This window comes from Bacteroidota bacterium (assembly GCA_016722375.1).
Taxonomy (GTDB): Bacteria; Bacteroidota; Bacteroidia; order Chitinophagales; family LD1; genus Bog-950.
This window is the reverse complement of sequence record JADKJG010000006.1, coordinates 268,282-288,887: the sequence shown is the minus strand read 5'-3', so window position 1 is coordinate 288,887 and position 20,606 is coordinate 268,282. Positions and strand designations below refer to the sequence as shown.

General features: G+C 42.2%; 17 protein-coding genes. 9 read left to right on the top strand and 8 right to left on the bottom strand.

What is annotated here, in order from left to right; all coding sequences use genetic code 11:
- Window positions 1-5 precede the first annotated feature (5 nt).
- On the bottom strand, window positions 6-752 hold the full coding sequence (locus IPP77_10485) for a polyphosphate kinase (GenBank protein MBL0310079.1): 747 nt from the start codon (window positions 750-752) through the stop codon (window positions 6-8).
- A 130-nt stretch (window positions 753-882) separates the two neighbouring features.
- Here IPP77_10485 and IPP77_10480 point away from each other — a divergent pair, with 130 nt between their 5' ends.
- Complete coding sequence (locus IPP77_10480; GenBank protein ID MBL0310078.1) at window positions 883-1,716, top strand: zinc-binding dehydrogenase; 834 nt, start codon at window positions 883-885, stop codon at window positions 1,714-1,716.
- On the top strand, window positions 1,685-1,903 hold the full coding sequence (locus IPP77_10475; GenBank protein MBL0310077.1) for a zinc-binding dehydrogenase: 219 nt from the start codon (window positions 1,685-1,687) through the stop codon (window positions 1,901-1,903). Before IPP77_10480 ends, IPP77_10475 begins: the two co-directional genes overlap by 32 nt.
- A 1,219-nt stretch (window positions 1,904-3,122) precedes the next feature.
- Here IPP77_10475 and IPP77_10470 read toward each other — a convergent pair.
- Both IPP77_10470 and IPP77_10465 read right to left on the bottom strand, forming a co-directional pair.
- On the bottom strand, window positions 3,123-4,853 hold the full coding sequence (locus IPP77_10470; protein ID MBL0310076.1) for a M3 family oligoendopeptidase: 1,731 nt from the start codon (window positions 4,851-4,853) through the stop codon (window positions 3,123-3,125).
- Window positions 4,854-4,856: 3 nt separating this feature from the next.
- On the bottom strand, window positions 4,857-5,408 hold the full coding sequence (locus IPP77_10465; GenBank protein ID MBL0310075.1) for a DUF5606 domain-containing protein: 552 nt from the start codon (window positions 5,406-5,408) through the stop codon (window positions 4,857-4,859).
- Window positions 5,409-5,489: 81 nt separating this feature from the next.
- On the opposite strand from IPP77_10465, the gene IPP77_10460 reads away from it, so the two are divergent.
- From IPP77_10460 to IPP77_10440, 5 genes are all read left to right on the top strand, one after another.
- Window positions 5,490-6,920: a sulfatase-like hydrolase/transferase gene (locus IPP77_10460; GenBank protein MBL0310074.1), complete on the top strand. Its 1,431-nt coding sequence runs from the start codon at window positions 5,490-5,492 to the stop codon at window positions 6,918-6,920.
- A complete protein-coding gene (locus IPP77_10455) occupies window positions 6,917-7,279 on the top strand; it encodes an MmcQ/YjbR family DNA-binding protein (GenBank protein MBL0310073.1) in 363 nt (120 codons plus the stop codon). The genes IPP77_10460 and IPP77_10455 overlap by 4 nt, the downstream gene beginning before the upstream one ends.
- Window positions 7,276-7,629, top strand: a complete 354-nt coding sequence (locus tag IPP77_10450) for a hypothetical protein (GenBank protein ID MBL0310072.1) — start codon at window positions 7,276-7,278, stop codon at window positions 7,627-7,629. The genes IPP77_10455 and IPP77_10450 overlap by 4 nt, the downstream gene beginning before the upstream one ends.
- A 99-nt stretch (window positions 7,630-7,728) precedes the next feature.
- The gene (locus IPP77_10445; protein ID MBL0310071.1) at window positions 7,729-8,775 is read left to right on the top strand and encodes an FAD-binding oxidoreductase; all 1,047 of its coding nucleotides are present in this window, start codon (window positions 7,729-7,731) and stop codon (window positions 8,773-8,775) included.
- Window positions 8,776-8,802: 27 nt separating this feature from the next.
- The gene (locus IPP77_10440; protein ID MBL0310070.1) at window positions 8,803-9,291 is read left to right on the top strand and encodes a biotin/lipoyl-binding protein; all 489 of its coding nucleotides are present in this window, start codon (window positions 8,803-8,805) and stop codon (window positions 9,289-9,291) included.
- A 10-nt stretch (window positions 9,292-9,301) separates the two neighbouring features.
- On the opposite strand, the gene IPP77_10435 is transcribed toward IPP77_10440, so the two are convergent.
- The 3 genes from IPP77_10435 to IPP77_10425 form a co-directional block, all read right to left on the bottom strand.
- Window positions 9,302-10,939, bottom strand: a complete 1,638-nt coding sequence (locus IPP77_10435) for a glycerol-3-phosphate dehydrogenase/oxidase (protein ID MBL0310069.1) — start codon at window positions 10,937-10,939, stop codon at window positions 9,302-9,304.
- Window positions 10,940-10,984: 45 nt separating this feature from the next.
- Window positions 10,985-11,644: a tRNA (adenosine(37)-N6)-threonylcarbamoyltransferase complex dimerization subunit type 1 TsaB gene (gene tsaB, locus IPP77_10430; protein ID MBL0310068.1), complete on the bottom strand. Its 660-nt coding sequence runs from the start codon at window positions 11,642-11,644 to the stop codon at window positions 10,985-10,987.
- 603 nt (window positions 11,645-12,247) lie between these two features.
- Window positions 12,248-13,423, bottom strand: coding sequence for a sodium:proton antiporter (locus tag IPP77_10425; GenBank protein MBL0310067.1), 1,176 nt, complete (start codon window positions 13,421-13,423; stop codon window positions 12,248-12,250).
- 358 nt (window positions 13,424-13,781) lie between these two features.
- Here IPP77_10425 and IPP77_10420 point away from each other — a divergent pair, with 358 nt between their 5' ends.
- Window positions 13,782-14,765 (top strand): hypothetical protein, encoded by a 984-nt coding sequence (locus IPP77_10420; GenBank protein ID MBL0310066.1) that lies wholly within the window; start codon window positions 13,782-13,784, stop codon window positions 14,763-14,765.
- Window positions 14,766-14,807: 42 nt separating this feature from the next.
- Entirely contained in the window at window positions 14,808-17,501 is a 2,694-nt protein-coding gene (locus tag IPP77_10415; protein ID MBL0310065.1) for a T9SS type A sorting domain-containing protein, read from the top strand.
- 131 nt (window positions 17,502-17,632) lie between these two features.
- Here the strand turns inward: IPP77_10415 and IPP77_10410 are convergent, their stop codons facing one another.
- Window positions 17,633-18,211, bottom strand: coding sequence for a hypothetical protein (locus tag IPP77_10410; GenBank protein MBL0310064.1), 579 nt, complete (start codon window positions 18,209-18,211; stop codon window positions 17,633-17,635).
- 20 nt (window positions 18,212-18,231) lie between these two features.
- Complete coding sequence (locus IPP77_10405; GenBank protein ID MBL0310063.1) at window positions 18,232-20,550, bottom strand: TonB-dependent receptor; 2,319 nt, start codon at window positions 20,548-20,550, stop codon at window positions 18,232-18,234.
- Window positions 20,551-20,606 lie beyond the last annotated feature (56 nt).

Here is a 20,606-nt window from a genome sequence, read left to right as displayed (position 1 = left end):
GGTTCTTATTCCTTTTTTAATCCCGGATATTTCATCCCGAAGGATTCCAAGGTCTCGACCACAGTCTTTAAGATGACATATTCCTTGTACCAATTTTGGTCAGAAGGAACAATATGCCACGATGCCGATTCGGAACAATTCCTAAAAACATCTTCATAAGCTTTTTGATACTCGTCCCAATATGCTCTTTCTTTCAAATCTGCTTCATTGTATTTCCACATCTTGGTTCGGTCGCTCATGCGCTCCTGCAAGCGCTCTAACTGTTCTTCTTTAGATACATGCAGATAAAATTTCAAAATAGTGGTGCCGGTTTCGGTAAGCAACCTTTCAAAGTGGTTGATATGAACAAAGCGCTGTTGTATTGTTTTCTCATCTACCCATTTATGCACCCTTTGAATCAGCACATCTTCATAATGAGAGCGATTGAAAATATGAATCATCCCCTTCTCAGGAACATGCTGATGAATCCTCCAAAGGAAATCATGTTTCATCTCGACCTCCGAAGGTTTCTTAAATGGAATCACCCGACAACCCATGGGATTGACTCGGTCAAAAACATTTCTGACCACACCATCCTTACCCGAAGCATCCATGCCCTGAAGAACGACTAAAACAGAATGGCGACTTTCCGCATAAAGCAGATTCTGCAACTCTTCAATTTTTAGTTTCAACTTCAACGTTTCGCCTTTGGTTTTCTCCTTACCAAAACCTTTTGGTGCGGTGGTTTCTATCTTTTTCAAATTGGTTTTCATAAATGAAATGTCTTTTTATTTTTTTAAAAATAGAATTTCTTTCAATCCTGTCTTTCAAACTTCCCTATTTATTACCGCTTTTTTAATATATTGCACATAACCAAATAATAATCACCCCTAAAAACCTCCTATGAAAGCTATCTATCTTATCAAACACGGCGATGCAGACGAAGCTTTTGAAATTAGGGAAACCCCTATGCCGGTGCCGCGACCCGGCGAAGTATTGATAAAAGTAGAGGGCTTTGGGCTGAACTTCGCCGATGTGATGGCTCGCCGAGGAATGTATAAAGAAGCCCCCAATGTGCCCGGGTTGATAGGCTATGATGTATGTGGCACTATCGAAATGGTAGGTAGCAGCGTCAAACATTTTGCAGAAGGCGACCGCGTGGCGGCCATGACCCGTTTTGGAGGTTATGCAGAATATGCGCTGACGGATGAACGGGCCGTCACCAAAATTCCGAACAACATCAACATTGCTGAAGCTACTACGTTGACCACTCAATATTGCACCGCCTATTACGGCGCTGCCGAAATGATTAACCTCCATCCAGGCGACCGCGTACTCATTCATTCAGCGGCGGGCGGCGTGGGTACCGGCCTCATGCAATATGCACTTTGGAAAGGCTGCGAAGTTTTTGCCACGACCGGCAGCGACTCTAAAGTGGAACTGTTGAAGGCACAAAAGGCCCATCATGTCATCAACACTCGAACGGTAGATTTCGACGATTATATTGATGAACAAACCAAAGGAGATGGTGTGGATGTGATTTTCGACCGGGGTGGGCGGAGGCTTCATCCGACGTGGATTTTCCATTCTTGCTCCGGGTGGAAGAATTGTTTGTTATGGGGCCGCGAACATGACCTCTGCTACCAATATTTTTTCTACCGCCCTCATTGCGCTTCAATTCGGCATCTATCACCCTGTTCAATTTATGATGAATTCAAAAAGCCTGATTGGGGTTAATATGCTGAAGATTGCCGACAGCAAACCTCATGTCATCAAACGTTGCTTAGATAACGTAGTGCGTTTGGTTGAAGAAGGAGTCTTTCGTCCACAAGGAGGAAAGATTTTCAAAGCGGAGGACATTGCCGAAGCGCACAAATTCCTCGAATCAAGGCAAAGTATAGGCAAGGTAGCTTGTGCCTGGTAAAAAAATCCCCCGACGAATATTCGCCGGGGGTGCTTTATGCGCGAGTTGAACCCCCAACCCTTCATAAAGCGCACTATCAAAGAACCGATACAAATTTATCCCGCTTTGGTCTCACTTTTGTCATAATAATGTCATATTCTGCATAGCCTCTTTAATTTTACATTAAAATGACAATGTGGTTTTTTTGTTATGAATGAAGATAGATGGGCTGGTTCTTTAGAATTGGATTATCCCGGATTACGTATTAGAAACCTCAAAATATTCAGAATACTAGCTGAGAAATATCGGAACTGAAGAAGAAGATTCAAGTTGCGGCTCACCCTATTTGAAATACACAACAGAAGATTGCTTCTTCCGATGCTCTGTATAATTTATTACGGAATCGAAATTGCAATGACATTTTCTTATAAAAAAAGATGAATCAACCGATGGCGATTAAGGGTAATGTCCCAAAGGTGAAGTCGTTACAACAATCTGCCACCATTTAGTTCCTCAAAAACACCAACCACTTTTGGACAAAAACCAAATGGTTTCAGTCAAAAAGTAGCTTATTACTAAGGGAAACCATGTGGTGCCCGTCAAAAACCATCTACTCTCTGCGAAAAAGGAGCTACTTTTGAGTCGGAAGTAGGTACTCCGAGCCAAAAAGGAGGTGCTTCCGAAAAAAAAGGTGCTACTCCTAGAAGAAAAGGTGCTACTCTCCAGCAAAAAGGAGGTGCTTTCTGACGAAAAGGTGGTGCTCCTCGAAAAAAAGGAGGTGCTTTCCGGCGAAAAGGAGCTACTTTTTAGTTAGAAGGAGCTACTCTCTGAAAAAAAGGAGCTCCTTTTTTCAAAAAAGTAGCTCCTTTTTCGAAAAGTGGTCACACTTTTAGGCAGTTTTCTCATCATTTTTTTCACCCACCACTCGGAAAATAGTCTAAATGATTAGTTTTAACACTGAAACATACCTTTTTCGATAAAAACAGCCGGAATCATTGATTTAGACTAAAAACCATGTTTTCTGAAAGGTTGGTGATAGTAGCAGTGGCCGAAAGGATACAGGGTTTTTGACTGTCGGCACTATAATAGTGGCTGTGATGTACTTGAAAGAAGCAATAATTTTTAGAAGGATTTAGGAGGATTTCGAGATGGGATTATGGAATCTCATTCGAGAAGGGGTATTATCCTACTCAATTCTAAACCTTAGTTAGAAAAAGTGGAGGCGACTGTATTATAAAGACTATAAACTTGCTTCTTCTATTTTCAAGAAGTCAACCAATCCGGAGATATATTGCTTGGAGAAATCAAACTTGATACCGGCAGTTTCGTAAAAAACAGGAATCGGCTTGGTATAACCCAAACGCAATGCGTTTTTATAATTCTCTATAGTTTTTTCCCTGTTCTGACGGAAATTATGCCACAAGGCTATGGCTCCCAATTGAGCAAAGGCATATTCTATATAATACAGAGGAACAATATAGAAGTGAAGGATTTTGTGATACCCTGTTCTCTCGAATTCTTCCTGACCGGTCCAATCTACCTCCTTAGCGGAAAAACGATGGTTTAACTCCGTCCATTTGTTTCTGCGCTCTTCGATACTATGCTCCGGGTTGTTATAAAGCCAAAACTGGAAAGCATCGCCCTGACAAGTTTTGCTCAATATTCCAAGCAGGTATTGCAGATGTCTCTTTTTCGCTCGCGTCAAGTCTTCCGTGTTAGGATAGAAAACATTCCAATGCTCCATACTCAATAACTCCATACCCATAGAGGCTACTTCGGCTATTTCGGGAGTCAACTCCTTGAAGGCATTTAGTTCCAACTGATTGGTTAGAAAGGTTTGCACGGCATGGCCTCCCTCATGCACCATCGTGATGACATCTTGTTCGGAGTTGGCAGAGTTCATGAAGATAAAAGGGACTCCGATTTCCGGCATGGCCATATTATATCCACCCGGTCCTTTGTTTTTGCGTGATTCGAGATCCAGATATTTCATAGATTTCATAATCTCCAAACAATTGGAGAAATAGGAATCTAAATGCGCAAAACACTCAATGGTTTTGTCGGTCATTTCTTCAGCCGACTTAAATGGTTGAAGAGGTGCTTTCCCACTCAAATCCACCTCGGCATCCCAAGGTTTCAGTTTGTCCAGCCCTAATTTTTCTTTTCGCTCGTGAAAATGTTTATTCACCACCGGCATCACGACTTCTTCCACCGCCCGATGAAAAGTTTCACAATCCGCTGGCGTATAATCAAAACGTCCTAATTCATCGAAGCGATATTGAATGTAATTCTTGTATCCGGCATTGACCGCCATTTGGTGCCGTAGCTGGATTAGTTCCGTCAATAAGGCATCGAGCTTATCAGCATCTTGCATTCTTCTTTTGCCCGAAAGCAAAAATATTTCTTCCCGCAGTTTCCGATCAGTGCTTTTCAGATATACGGCCGCTTGTTGCAGCGTAATTTCCTGACCGTCATGTTGTATGCTCTGTGGCCCGGTAATCTGGTCAAAAGTACTTTGCTTGATATTCATCTCGCTTTGTAGCGAGATATTTGCTTCGCGAAACATTTCGACTTCCTTCTTCACCTTTCGTATGGTGGTGGCGTAAATGGCGCTATCTAACTCATCAATAAAAGGACAGGAAATGAATTTTTGCTTCAGTTGATTATCCAGAGGTGAAACGCGAGGAACTATTTCTGTGTAGAGATAAATCAGTTCTGCCTTCGCTTTTTCGTCTGAAGTGTCAACCGTTGTGCGCACATATATCCAACGGCTATATTCGGATATGACCGTCTCCAGTTCACTCCAATTGAACAGCCATTGTTTTAATTCCTTAACGGAATCTAACTTGAAACCAAGAAGGTTTTGATAATAATATTCCAACTTGTCCCAAGTATCGGGCGTGAAATCTTCGGATACAAAAACTCTTTTCTTGCGTGTAGGGAGCAAGCTCCCATTAACCTCTGCCGACATGTATTAGGTTGCTTTTCTAGGTGTAGTAATTTTCTTGATCGGTGCCGGTTTGCTTTGTGCTTTGCCCGAAACCTGAGTCTTCTTTGATTTAGTCTTGTTCTCTGTTTTGGTAACAGCTTCTTTCTTTTCTACTGCAACTTCTTCTCCATCGTCCTGTTTCTTTTCAGCGGTAAGTTCCTCAATCAGATTCTTTTCGTTGAGAATGTTATACCACTTCACCAGCTTTTTCATATCGCTGAAATGGACTTTCTCCTTATCATAGTCGGGCAACACTACTCCCAACCATTTTTTTACACCGCCTTCATCCTTCAAATCAGGAACGGGATGCTTAGCCTGATTCTTTTTTATAGACGCCAATACATCTTTCAGCGAAGCATTATCGCCAGTGGTGTAGATAACAATCGAATCTAAAGTGGTCGCCTGATTGTGGCGCGACCCCACGAATTGAGATTTTCCATCCACCAAAGAGGTGATTATGACCCCATCGCTTTTCTTTCCAGCAACTTTAAACAAACCGGGTAATCCGGTTACAGCAACAATTTCAGATAAATCCATGTCTTTATTTTATGGGTGCGAAAATACGAATATCTAACGAGACATTAGGTGGAGAAATCTAATTTAACGCAACGCTAAAGATTGTATGTTGTAATTACTCATTTGTTATTTGCACATTATCGCTTTCTTCGCGCTCCGTTTAACGAAACATTGGGAAAACCAAAAAATATTATTGTAGTAGTCGCAGATAGTTTGCGATACGATTCTGTTTATCGAGAGGAGGGGCCGGGAGTCCCTTATCTGGAAGGCAACGCGGTTCAATTTAGTAATGCTCGGTCATCCGGGTGTTGGACACTACCTGCCACCTCTAGTATGTTCACAGGTTTGTTGCCACACGAGCACGGAGCTACTTCTCAAAGTCGCTGGCTAAAGAATGATGTTCCCTCCATATCAGAACTGCTCAAAGGGGCTGGTTACAAAGCTATTCAGGTATCGGCCAACGTAGTGACCACAGATATTTTCAATGTAAGTCGCGGCTTTGATGAAGTATATAAAACATGGAATATCGTCAAGCCGGAATACCGCTTGATTTTGCGGGCTATTTTAGCGCTCAATCGCCCACGAATTCGCCGGATGCTGCTGAAGCCTAAAGATCACACCTTCGACAAGATCAGTGAGGACCTTCGTCAGGGAATTGTCTGGTCGCAGAAAACATCAGATGCGGCCCTCGCCAAGGCGAAACAATTGATTGAAGAAAACAATGCCAAAGGTAAGGGCGTATTCATGTTTGTCAATTTGATGGAGACGCATTACCCTTATCATATTGCGAATACATTTAAGCATTTGAGCACAGGACTTTTCGGTAAAATTCATGAATGGAAGATTCTTTATCATTTTCTTTCTCAGTCATTCCTGAAAACAGACAAACAAATATTAAAGCAATCCGACCTTGATATATTGCGGCGTAAGCAGCAGTTATCTTGGAAACTAATCCGTGATGATGTAGATAGCTTCTGCAAACAGATGCACCAGGGGCAGGATAACTTAGTGGTATTTTGTTCAGATCATGGAGACAATTTCGGAGATCAAGGGTGGCAATACCACTTCAGCAATGTGACGGATGGAGGGAACAAAGTGCCATACTTTTGGCTGGATCACGAAAGTCCAAAGGCGGAAACGAAAACCTTTAATGTAGCATCGCGTTTTATGTTTTATGATATTCTACGCGCTGCCGGTGTAGAACAGACGGGTAAAACCATGATGGAAGAACGGGAAGATAATCTCCCGATGCTTGAAGGCTTCTGGTATAATAATGAGGGGCGTACGCTTGCTAAATATAAATACAACCAATTGGCGTTTATCGAAGGGGATAAGCGTTTTGTGAAGCGGGCAGGCGATTGGATGTATGCACCGACGACGATGAACGGCAATGAGCCAGTTTTTGAATTTGTAGAAAAGAACTTCAATCCGCTCGAGGAATTGAACCTGACAGAGCAGCGGAAAAAATATCTAAAGCAATCAATGGATGGCTTCTCGATCTTCTCCGAGAACATTATGAACAAGGGGAAATGAACATTGAAGAACTAAGAGAATACTGTCTTAGTAAAAAGCAAGTGACAGAAGAGTTTCCATTTGATGAAGACACCCTTGTATTCAAGGTGATGGGTAAGATTTTTTTATTGATGAGCCTTACAAGCCAGCCAATGAGTGTGAACCTGAAAATGGATGCCGAACGGGTTCCTGAATACCGTGAAAAGTATAAAGATGTTTTGCCCGGATATCACATGAACAAAAAGCACTGGAATACTGTTATCTTTGACGGACTAAGCATTCCCAAAAGGGAATTGCTATGGATGGTGGATCATTCATACGACGAAGTGGTAAAAGGACTGACAAGAAAATTAAAGGACGAACTAAATAATCTAAAATGATAGACCTAGTATTAACCATCATATTCGCTTACCAGTTACATCGTATGTCTAAGAATCGGGGAATTCCTTCTCTTCCCTATGTGATGAATTATGTTGTCGCTATTATCATCATGGCAGTTTCCATGGCTTTTGTGTTCATATATTTTTATGGCATTGATGCTCTAAAATCGGAAAAGGGAATTCAGGCCGCTATGCTGTTTGAACCGGTTGCTATTTCGTTTGAGGTATTACTATTCATTTATTTCCGCCAACGCATCCAGAAAGCCGTGGTAAACGATCAGACCGAAGAAGAAGATAATGACAAAAAGCCAGACTCCGGAGAGAAAAAAGACCTTTCATATTTCCGGTAAAAAGTAAAACTTCATGAGCGGAGATATTTGCGTTATTAAATTACCTATTGGCCAGAGTGCTTTTTCGCACCAACGCTTCAACCCAATCGTTCCTCGTTAATGCTTGATTATCTAATCGTTGGACAAGGCATTGCCGGTTCCTTACTTTCTTGGTTTCTTCTGAGGCAAAATCAGAAAGTGGTAGTTATAGATAAAGGAGATATTTCCACAAGTTCCAAAATAGCTTCGGGAATTTCCAACCCTATCACCGGCAGGCGATTTGTCAAGACCTGGATGGTAGATGACCTTTTCTCCTTTGCTCAACTAACTTACCAGGAGTTTGAAAGGTTATTCGGACAAAGCTTTTATTCTTCTACTCCTGTCATCAAACTTTTCGATTCGATAAAATCACAGAATGATTGGAGTTTGCGCTGTGCTTCTTACGAATACCTTGCCTATCTGAAAAGTGAAGAGATCATCTATCTTGACAGGGATAAGGTAAAAAATGACTTTGGCGGATTCGAGATACGCGGCGCAACAAGACTTAAAACGGCAAAATTTCTAAAGGCATACAGAGATTATCTTCTTTCCAATAATAATTTAGTGGAAGAGAAATTTACGGTGGATGAAATGAGAATAGAGAATGACGATATATTCTGGAAAGATTTAAGCGCCAAAAAGATCATTTTTTGTGAAGGGGCTTTCGCTGTCGAGAACCCGTACTTCAAATACTTTCCATTTCAATTGGCAAAGGGTGAAAGACTAAAAATAAAAATGAAAGATTTTTATGCAGATCGTATTCTCATCGGCGAGGTCTTGGTCATGCCAGAAGGAGAAGCCGATGAGTATTATATCGGGGCCACTCATGATTGGTATTTTGATGATGACCAACCAAGCGAAAAGGGAAAGAATGAATTGTTGGCCAATTTGCGCTCTTTTCTAAAAGCTCCTTTTGAAGTTGTCGGCCATGAATCAGCTATTCGTCCAACGGTAAAGGACCGGCGGCCTTTTATTGGTTTTCATCCCGAGTTTCCACAGGTGGGAATATTTAATGGTATGGGAACCAAAGGACTTTCATTGGCTCCCTATTTTGCGAATCACTTTGCCGAACATATCCTGAATAACAAAACCTTAATGCCAGAAGTGGACATCAAAAGATTTCTTTAATATCCTTGCAAACCCTAAAACAAAAGTATGATTAAGATAAAGGTAAACGGCAAAGAAGAATTTACGATTGAGAATAACATCTTAAATGGTAAGCCGGTGGAATGGGACTTAGTGGAAATCAGAGATAATGCCTTTCATATTATTCGCGATAACAAGGGCTATAACGCCGCTGTGGTGAGTTTTAATGCTGAAGATAAAACCATGGTAGTGAACGTGAACGGAAATGATTACGAGATTTCTATCAAGGATAAATATGATTTGCTATTGCAAAAATTAGGAATCAGCACCAAGGTTACCTCACAGGTTAAATTTATAAAAGCACCGATGCCCGGTTTGATTATTCACTGGTCGGTAAAGGTAGGTGATGAAGTAAAGAAAGGCGATACCTTACTGATTTTAGAGGCGATGAAAATGGAGAATGTTATCAAGTCGCCGAGGGATGGGAAAGTAAAAAGTATCAATGCCGAACTCCGCAAACCGGTAGAAAAGAATCATGTGATTCTGGAGTTTGAATAATCTTCTGAAACTAGAAGCCGACGGCCTTGTCAAATTCCTGTCTCGTCTCTGTTACCATCTTCTGGGTATCCGTTTCGTTAAGCCCTAGTTCTTTTCCTATATAATGAGCAAGTGGGGCAATCCGGATTTCATACTGTTTTCTCTCAAAGAATAATCGTCCGCTGCGGCGGATGAGATAATCGTTCAGGTGATAGACCATCTCATGTTCTATACAATACTGTAGTTCTGCCTCGTCATATTTGGTGTCTTCAGTCTTGATAATAGAAGTTAGTTTCTTCACAGTTTCAATAATGGCAGTGGTGTTTCTGCCATAACGATAAAACCATTCCTGAATTTTTATAGCTGGAATTTCTGCTTGCTCTCCTTCACTCATCAAATGCTTGAGTGTTTCTTTCAGGTCGTTGTCATTTTTAAAATCACCGCCACTTAGTCTTGTTTCGCGAGTCCTGCATGGTTTGAAATTACCGTTTAAATACTTTACTAAGATGTCAACCGTCTTTTCTGCCATAACTCGATACCCGGTCAGTTTGCCACCTGCGATAGAAATTAAGCCGGATGAAGAATGTATGATTTCATCTTTGCGTGAAATGTCTTCGGGAGATTTCCCATCTTCAAAAATCAGCGGACGTAGTCCTGCCCAAGTAGATTCAATATCGGATAACTGCAAAGGCTCTATCGCAAAGATTCGGTTTACCGCATCAAGAAGGTACTGCGCATCTTCTCTAGTGCAATAGGGGCTATCAATGCTTTTATTGTAAACCGTATCTGTCGTTCCTATGTAGGTAATTTCACCACGAGGGATGGCGAAAATCATTCGGCCATCGCCTACATCGAAATAAGCCGCTTGTTTCAATGAAAGTTTTTTAATCGAGACCACGAGATGTACCCCATTGGTGAGTTGAAGACGTTTGCCTTTCAGTGAGTTATCTTCTTTGCGCAATAAATCTACCCATGGCCCGGTGGCGTTCACCACAACGGTGGCACGGAATTCAATCTCCCTGCCCGAAATTTTATCCAGTCCCTTAATTCCTTCTATTTTTTTGTTTTCATCATACAAAAATTCTTTGGCTTCCAGATAATTCAACAACAGGGCGCCAGAGGCATAGGCGCTTTTAGCCACTTCGATGGTCAACCGGGCATCGTCGGTCCGATACTCATAGTATAAACCTCCACCGATTAACTCTTCTGGATTCAACAAGGGCTCGGTGGTCATGGTCTCTCGTTTGTCTAACATCTTGCGATGCTCCTTACGGCGAATGCCGGCGAGGAAATCATAGGCTAGCAATGCCAGCGAAATAGCTGACTTTCCAAGTGAACCACCTTCTTCAATAGGCAGCAACATTTTTTCGGGGATTACGAGGTGGCGGGCATTTTGATAAACTACGGCTCGCTCGCGCCCCATCTGGTGGACCAATCCCAGTTCAAATTGTTTGAGATAGCGAAGTCCGCCGTGAATCAATTTCGTTGAGCGGGAACTAGTCCCAGAAGCAAAATCATTTTTCTCTACCAAAGCCACCTTCATGCCGCGAAGTGCAGCATCTAAAGCAATACCGCAGCCGGTAATTCCTCCGCCGATTACCAATAAGTCAAATGACTGATTAGTCAGTTGTTCTAGGAAATGTTGACGGTTTTTGTTAGAGAAGTTCATAGACAACCTTAGGAGTATTTGGTGATCGGACGACTGCCACAATATTTATTTTGCGCCGAATTCTTTTAGATAACGAGGTTCAAAGTAAGCGACATCTTCAAATTGTTGTTCCTGAAATTTCTTTTCTGCCAGCATAATCATGGTACGCGAATCGCAATCTATCCCTTCAACATAATGAATGAAGGGTGAGGTGAAAACCTGTTTGCATTTTGAGGCTGCGTTGCCACCCACATAAATCTGCCCATAGTGAATAAGCATTTCTTCAAAACTGGTATTGACGGTAGGCGCTGATGCGGGAATCATTTCCTTTCCGTCTGCTTTATAAAGCGCGGTATATATATCCATCCTTCGTGCATCCATCACCGGTAGGTAGAAGGCCGATTCGTTATTCACTTTTTGTTTCATCCCGATAAACAAAGCAAGGAGTGTAGGGATGGAAATCAATGGCTTTTCCAGTGCATAGCACAAGCCTTTAGCTACCGAGAATCCCACACGCAATCCGGTGTATGAACCGGGACCAGAACTGATAGCAACTGCATCGAGTTCTTTCATCGAAATGTGATTCTGCTTAAACAACTCATCAATAAAAATTGTGAGCAAACGAGCATGAGATGTGCCCGCCATATCTTCACGGTAATCTATAATGTTGCTATCTTTTGATAAGCAAACCGAACAGACCGGAGAGGAGGTTTCAATATTCAGCATCAATGCCATGATAGGAGCGAAGAAAGAAAAAGCGATTTAACTAGCGGTTGCTAAAACCGGTTCTTTCTTTTTAATCAGAAATTGACTGTATGAGTTTATAGTTCTGTTTATGATTCTATTTATGCTAGATACAGGTGTTCTGTGCATAATGCCATAGCTCTTTACACCAGCCACTCCGCCATGAATGACCGAGTTATAGCACCGCACTTCAGCGTGGTGAGAATCTAGCTCATACTAAACGACTTTAACCATGATAATTGCTCAGAAGAGATGGCTTCGAAAATTTAAGGGCACTGCCTGTTTTTAGCTTCCAGGCATCTGTCTCTTACTAATAGGGACCGAATAGCTGGAGATGGGTACCGAATAGCAATAAATCGGTCAAAAGTGGAAAAGGAAGAGGACAATGTGGCAGAGAAACGGGTGAAATGACAAAATCTTATCCATACTTATAGCTACTATTTCTGCAACACATATCCTCAGCGAACGATTATTGCCGAATTGACTAATAAAGGAGGATAAATACAAAGAAAGGAAAAATCAAAATTGTCCGTGATGTAAGTGCTCTAATAAACAATCATTTCTCCTCTGTCAAATTCAACTTTACTAAAGGTTACTGGCTATTTTCGGTTTAAACATCAAGCCAAACATCATTACCAATACCGAAAGAACAACAGTTTGAATGATTAAAGAATTATTGACGAGTGGAATTTGCTGGTCCGGAACAATGGCTATAAAGAGCAGAATCGTGATAAGTCCACGAGGAGCAAAGAATAACAAGGGTAATACCGAAAGTTTGGCAAGAAGCAGTGAAACCAATCGAATCAATAGGATGCCAGCGACGATTGCTGCGGCCCAGGGAAGTGTTTGAGTGTTCAGTATTTCATGAGCCTCCATCAAAAAGCCAAAGAGAAGAAAAAACAGGGCGCGAACCAGAAAAGTGGCTTCGATGGTAATGTCTTTAAACTTGACTATTTCTTTATCTAACTTTTCCGGTCGAAATTTTTCTATCCAATTGAATCTTTTGAGTTGGTCGAGATTGCCTAGGAACATACCAAATACCAGAATAAATATCAGACCCGGCAGATTATAGACTTTGGAGACTTCATAGATTAAGATGACTAATAAAATAATTGGGGTGTAAGTGATGTGATGTTTGATGCGGCTGAGTAAAAATGAAAGTCCTAAGATTGCTATAAACGATATAATTATGATAATGAGGATTTGCGAACCAAAATCTGTAAAGGAGTGCAAATCAATATAACTGTGCAACGCAATAAAATTGAAAAACAATACGCCCAGAACATCGGATAAACTGCTTTCATAAACAATAAATTCTCTGTTGAAAGAGGAGAGGTTTCTAGAACTTGGTATAGCGATGGCACTGCTGATAACACAAAATGGAATGGCGTTGAGTAAGGCTTCTTTATAACCTGATGAGGAAAAATAGTGGAACGCCCAGGTCAATAATGAAGCAGTCAACAACATAGGAATCATGGACATGAAAAACGACTTGCCAATTACTTTATACTTTGATTTATTAAGTTCCAATTCCAGCGCTCCGTCCAGAACAATCAGAATCAGCCCGATGGTGCCAATAGCGGGCAGCAGGCGGGTGAGGTCAGGCATGGTGATATTCAGGAAAATCGTGGTCTGCCGAACGGCCCAACCCAGCAATAGCAATAAAATGACGGAGGGAATCTTAGTTAGCGCGGAGCTAATATCAAAGAGGTAGGCAATGAGCAACAGGGCGCAGATGGTGATAATGATGGCGGTGGTCATTTGCTTTTAGTAAGTTTTAGCGCAAACATAAAATAAGCGACTAGATTCTGAATTCATGTATTTTTATGAATGAAGTGGGCTGTTTTTGTCAAGTAATATACTTGCCTGATTTAAACGAAATATTAATCAGAAAAACAGCACTCTAATCTCCTGCCCTATTGACGGCGCGAACCTTAAACCAAACTCGGTGTCCAACACATTACGGGTCAGAAGAAATAAACCAAAGGAGAGCTCGCCTTCAATAGGCATTTTTATAGGAATCCAAACAATCGCATAGGTGGTTCTTCAAAAAAATTATAGATAATAATGGTAGCTTTGATGCCATTATAAATAATAAACCAAAACCAAAAAAAGCATCATGAAAATCTATTCTTCCTTATTAACTGTTTTACTTTCAGTATTCTTCTTTAACCAATCTAATGCTACCGTTTGGCGTGTGAATAATTCAGGCTTTAATGCTCCTTACTCTACGATTGCTTTGGCCTTGAGTGCGGTCACCACCTTGCCGGGTGATACAATTCACGTAGAGCCTTCTCAAACAGCATATGCCACAACTACTGTAACAAAGAGAGTGGTGATTATCGGTAATGGATACTACCTTTCGGGTGTAGGTTCTAATATCGGTAAGCAAGCTAATACCTATACCTCCTCTGTTGTCTCTTTAAATATGAATGCCGGAAGTTTTGGCAGCGTAGTGATGGGAATGACCATATCTTCGCTTGCAATCCGCGAAAAAAACATAACGTTTCAGCGGAATAACATTACGGGGATAGCAACTTTGTATTTGGGTGCTGACTCTTGTAATTTCTTCCAAAATTCAGTAACGGGAATCTCCTATAGTGGAACGGTGAACGCTAATCGCATTCTGATTGCCAATAATTTCTTTTCAGTAGGCGGTAGTTCGTATGGGATTAATCTACCCTCAACCGTTTATCCGATTATTGAAAACAATACGTTTGTATCGAATAGTTATATCACTACTTATAATGCGCAGATCAATAATAATATTTTGGTTGGCGGAGTTGTAACACTTAACAATAGCGTGGCCTTTAATAATGTATGCGGACAAACGCAGTTTCCGGCGGGTAATGGTAATTTGCAAAACGTAACGAGTATTAATCTTTTTGTAAGTACCGGTTCTAGCGATGGCTACTATTTCCTGAAAACGGGTTCCCCTGCTATCGGTGCCGGATATAACGGTGTAGATTGCGGTATGACCGGTGGTAATTTGCCTTATCGTTTATCGGGTATTCCTGAAATTCCTACTATCTATGATTTAACGGTTCCTGCAATAGGTACCGGTACTCTTAATGTAACCATCAGCACTAGATCGAACGACTAATCATTTCTGATTTTCTATTTTTTAAACTTAAAGATCAGAATTATGATAGCAACTCATTCCTTCGGGAAGATATTTCTCAAATACCTTACTGGCCTCTGTTTAGTTTGTCTGGCAGGAGCGTCCGTGGCGCAGTCCCACATCAACAAAATGGAATATTTTATTGATGTGGATCCGGGCTTTGGCAATGCCACCAATGTTGTGGTTTCGCCTGCCTTGGATATTAATGCTGTACCTGTAAATGTTCCCATTGCGTCGCTAAGTATGGGAGTCCATTCTTTTTGTGTCCGCTCCCGCAATGCGCAGGGCAAATGGTCATTGACCAATAACGTTTCCTTTTTAAAATATGCAGCGCAAAATGGTTCTAACGGGTCCTTGGTGAACATCAATAAGTTGGAATATTTCATAGATAATGATCCGGGTATTGGAAACGGGGTAAATGTTCCCGTGACAAGTGCCTTGGATATAAATAACCTCGCGATACCAGTCAACGTAGGGGCACTGGGTTCGGGCTTGCACTTCATTGCCTTTCGCTCTCGCGATTTGCTTGGCCGATGGTCGTTGACTAATAGTGCTCCCTTTATTAAGTATTTGGCTCAAACTAATAGTTCCGGTCTGCTGGTGCCTGTGGTGAAGGCAGAATATTTTCTAGATATAGATCCCGGTTTTGGCAATGGCACCAATATTCCGTTGACGGCGGCGAATGACATCAATGGGATAGCGGTTGCCGTAAATATTGGCTCGCTTGGTAGTGGGCTGCATACCTTCTCTGTTCGTTCTATGGATTCTTTGGGACGTTGGTCTCTGACAAACCATTCGTCGTTTCTAAAATATTCTCCGCAAACCTACACTATGGGGCCTTTAGTACCGGTGGTGAGAGCAGAATATTTTATAGATACGGATCCGGGATTTGGAAATGGCTCCAATATTTCTCTTACGGCGGCCAATGATATTAATGGTCTTGCTCTGGCTATTAACATTGGTTCATTGAGTTCAGGGGTGCATTCGATATCTGTTAGATCACAGGATTCTTTGGGTCGCTGGTCTCTTACAAACAACAGTAGTTTTATTAAATACACACCGCAAACTCGTACCATCGGCCCATTAGTGAACATTGTTAAGATGGAATACTTCTTTGACAACGATCCGGGTTTTGGAAATGGATTTGATATTCCTGTCACACCGACCACCGACATTAACAACTTGGCAGTGCCTGCAAACCTCAATTCTTTAGCTCCGGGAATCCATGCTTTTCATATCCGTTCGCGCGATGCGCTTGGACGTTGGTCTATTACTAATCATGGAGGTTTTAACGGTGGTAGTTTACAAGGCCCAACGGCTGTGGTTACAGTGAATGGTTCAACACCCTTGTGTGTAGGAACCGGCTTCCTGAAAGTGAATCAGGATATCTCACCATTGGCCACCTATCAGTGGCAATTGAATAATAATAACATTTCAGGAGCAACCGATAGTATCTACTATCCAACACAATCAGGTTTTTATACTGCAGTGGTTTCTAATCCGGTTGGAGCGGATACCTCTTCAGCGGTTAATGTTACGGTTCATCCGGTAAACACGGTAACCATAACCGCCTATGGACCAACCACCTTTTGTCAGGGAGGAAATGTAGTTATCGAGGCAGGTACCGGTTATAATACTTATTTGTGGAGCAGTCAGGATACGGGACGCAGCATCACCGCATTGGCTACCGATTCTTTTGTGGTCGAGGTGACAGATGTTAATGGATGTAAAGTGCGCAACGGAATCATGGTGACGGTTAATCCCAACAAGCAGTTTTCGTTTAGCCATACTATTTGCACAGGTGATTTTTATAATTTCAATGGACAGAACTTGACCGTTTCAGGAATTTATAAGGATACCGTAACAGCGTCAAACGGATGCGATAGTGTTATCACCTTAACGTTGAACTCCCAAAACACTGCAACCACCAGTATCACTGCAACCATCTGCATCGGCAGTAGCTATTCGTTCAACGGGCAGATGCTAACAGCATCGGGTACTTATTACGATTCGCTGCAAACAGTTTTTGGATGCGATAGCATTGTGACATTAACCCTTCAGGCCAATTCAGTGATTACTAATAGTGTGAATGCTTCCATTTGTCAGGGTGGAAGTTATGCATTCCGTGGGATGAACTTGACTGCGCCAGGTACTTACACAGACACTTTGTCTGCACAAGGTGGCTGTGATAGCATCGTAACCTTGACACTCGCAGTTAATAGTCTGCCTACAGTGTTTTGGAGCAGTACAAAGGATACAATATGCAGTGATGCACCAGCCTTTGCCCTTACCGGAGGAAACCCGACCGGCGGTCTCTATTCAGGAGACGGGGTAAGCAACAACCAGTTTTCACCGGGAATTGCAGGAGACGGTAGTCATGTCATTACTTATACTTACACAGACAACAATTCTTGCTTTGCCACTGCTACCAAAACACTGGTGGTCGTTACTTGTACTCGTATCAACGGAATGGATTATGAGCATATTATAAGCCTCTTCCCTAATCCCGCAGTGGATCAACTGATGTTGCAGTCTGATTTATTTAACACAGAAAAGTTGGCTCCAGTGATATCAGATGTATCAGGGAAAAAGGTACCAACTTCATTTATTCAAAATGCAAACCAGTTGAAATTGGATATAAGTCATTTGGCTTCGGGTTTGTATTTTATACGTTTGAACATATCTGGTGAACAGGTTAGTTTGAAGTTCGTGAAGTAGTAGGAAGATTTTGTTAATAGGCGAAAGCTAAAAAGGGTCCGGCATGAAACATGCCGGACTCTTTTTTTCTGAACTTGTTGTGATGGGAATTCTGACATCCAGTTATTGATGCCATTAGGTTGTTAGTTTATCTAAAGAATCTCTGTCACGAAATCAACCGATACATCCGTATCTCCAGGCACTTCGGTTCCGTTCTTTACACCTGGCTGATGACGAAGGGAAATATGAACGAAACCGATAGATGGGATTCCGGTATTCCAGTTGGTCTGTAATCCAAGAGGTAGTGGAGGAATATTGTTGTCATAGTCAAGGTAGGTGAAGCCAATAGCGACATTCTGACTTTGATAAGCAATGAAATGGTCATTCTTCTCTATCAGAATTTGTTTGGTAATATCCTCCATAGGGCTGACAGACTCATTTAAGAATTCAAGTGCTACCCGATAAGTTGTATTTGCATTCAAGCGAATGGTATCAAGTACTTCCGGTAAGCCGTTTCCATCTACATCTTTAAATTGAAAAGTATCAATAACAATTCCCGTCGCCGAATCAGAAACTATTACCCGTAAGGTGGTGATGAGTTCCCTCTCTCCCGAACATTCAGGGTCATTTGGGTTGCGCTCGCAGGCTGGTTTGCAGGAATAAAGCAGCACTGCAACAGCGATAACCACTGCAAGGATATTTAGGTTTGACTTTAGCTTTCTATTTCTCATAATGATTGATTTTATTTTGGTTAATGATGTTCAGGAATGAAAAAATTCCAAGTGAACCGAAGTGCACAGTTTATTCCGCGAGCGTCGGCATAATATCTGAACCGGTCTAAATAATCCCGGTACTTTGCATTGGCGGCATTGTCTATGTTGACAGAGAGGGAGTAGTTGTTTTGCTTTGACTCAAACCTCACACCCGCATCAAAATTCAACAGCCAATATCCCGGTGGAGAGGGAGCGTAATCATCTGTCTGATTTGGCAGAAGCGATTGCTTTAAAACTTGTATCACCGCCGCACCAGCAAATACTTCTTTTAGTTTCCGGCTAAAACTTATGGAGTAGCGCAGTCCATATTCAAAACGTAAAGGTGGCATTTGTTCCAACCAATTTTTGGTTGCAAGGTTTCTAGCGAAAAGGAGCGATGTTTTGTTGTAAACATCTAAGCCCTTATATGGATGGATAGTGAAATCGAAATCTGAGCCGCTGAGTAAAGCATCCTGTTGGCGATAGTCAAAAGAAGGAAAAGCACCACGAATAGTCAGCCGGGGCGGTTGAACCGGAACGAGGTTAATGAAGCGCCGGATGTAGTTGGTGTAGAGTTCAGCATTGAGAGAGAAATATTTACTTTGGTAATTGGCGGATGTGCTGAGATTAAAACTTTGTTCCGGTCGCAGGTTTGCGTTACCGGTTTCAAAAGTTGCAGCGCCATGATGAACGCCAAATGCAAAGAGTTCATTCGGAGCAGGTACCCGAAATGCAGAACCAAAGTTTAATCGCCAAGCCAAATTTTCCTTGGCGTGATATTCAAAGCCGATGTTACCACTTGGAGCATAGAATTGAAGTGAAGTATCATATTGAACAGACGTGGTCCGGATAAAATACTGTCCCGCTTTATAATCAAACCTTAAACCGCCTTCCAATTCAAACTTGTCCTTCACCCATCGTTCTACCAAAAACAATCCGGTGCCGTAATTCCAGAAGTCAGGAATGAAGTAGGAGTATTTGAAGTTGTTGGTTTGCGTCGAAGCGCTGATACCAAAAGTACCGCTGACGTATTTACCGAGGTGATGTTGCCAATCGGCATCGAGATTGAAAGTTTGAATTTGAAAATAGAAACCTGGTCTCTGTTTGTCCTGCACCGCGGCGGTCGGGATGTCATATTCCTTGCGCACATTGTTTTGAAAGGAAAAGGTGACTGAGAAGTCGCCCAGCTTTTTGTGCTGAAAATAAGCTCTGACCTTTGCCAAGTGATGCACTACCGATTGATACGGCCTTCCGATGGTGTAGGTGAAAGAAGCTGGTATGAGCGGGTCGCGCCGCTCGATGGCTGCTTGCAAGTCAGCGAGATTGCCGGTGTGCGCTGCTGCCAGTATGCCGATTCGTGTTTGAAAGCGCGAATAATAAACTTCAACACCTGCTTTAGGTTTTTTGTATCCGGCGGCTACTGAAAAGTTTCCTTCTTCAATACCCGTGTTTCCCAGCCAATAATCCGGAGCACGTGAATTGCCTCCGCGTTTGTAAGTGCCATTCACTCGCCAACTAAAAGCTGGAACGCGGTGATGGCAGCCTTCCACTGTGGCAGAAATGTTTGCCTCGGCATTATTGCTGAACGCAGCCAGATTGACTTCGCCTGCTATCCCATGTTTCACCGGTAGCGGATTGGGATCTACCAAAATCACTCCGCCAATCGCATCGCTGCCAAAGCGAAGTGAGTTGGCCCCTTTAATCACGGTAATTTTCTTTGCTGCGAAAGGATCTATTTCAGGAGCGTGTTCGCTGCCCCATTGTTGACTTTCCAAGCGCACCCCGTTATTCATCATCAAGATTCGGTTAGAATGCAGACCGTGAATCACGGGTTTAGAAATCGTGGCGCCGGTACTAAGCGAATAAACACCCGGAATCCGTTCCAGTGTTTTAGCAAGAGACAATCCGCTCAATTGATTCAGCTCTTTGCTATCTATGGTTACGGCGCTTTGAGTGCTATGACTTTCTTTTTTTGAAGCGGTTACTTCCACTGCGTCTAATTCGTGATGGTGATGGTTCAGTTTCAGTTTGATCAAGGTATCGGTATTCAATTCAAGAACAATCAATTGCGATTCGCAACCGATGTGCGAAATGGAGATGCTCATCTTGCCTGTGCATAGAGATTTGAACTGGAACCGCCCCTTTGCATCTGTTATCACCGACTGCTGGGTTTCTACAATCACCACGGTGGCATCCTCTAAAGCATTGACCGAATTTTCATCCAGCACCTTTCCCTTCAGGACAATATTGCAATCCTGCGCGTGAACGCATGAAGGGATAAACCATAAAAGCAGGAGTAAACAGAATACTCTTGGCATCTCAATAAATTAAATCAACAGATAAACCAACCGGCCCGATGAACCGGTATAACAGA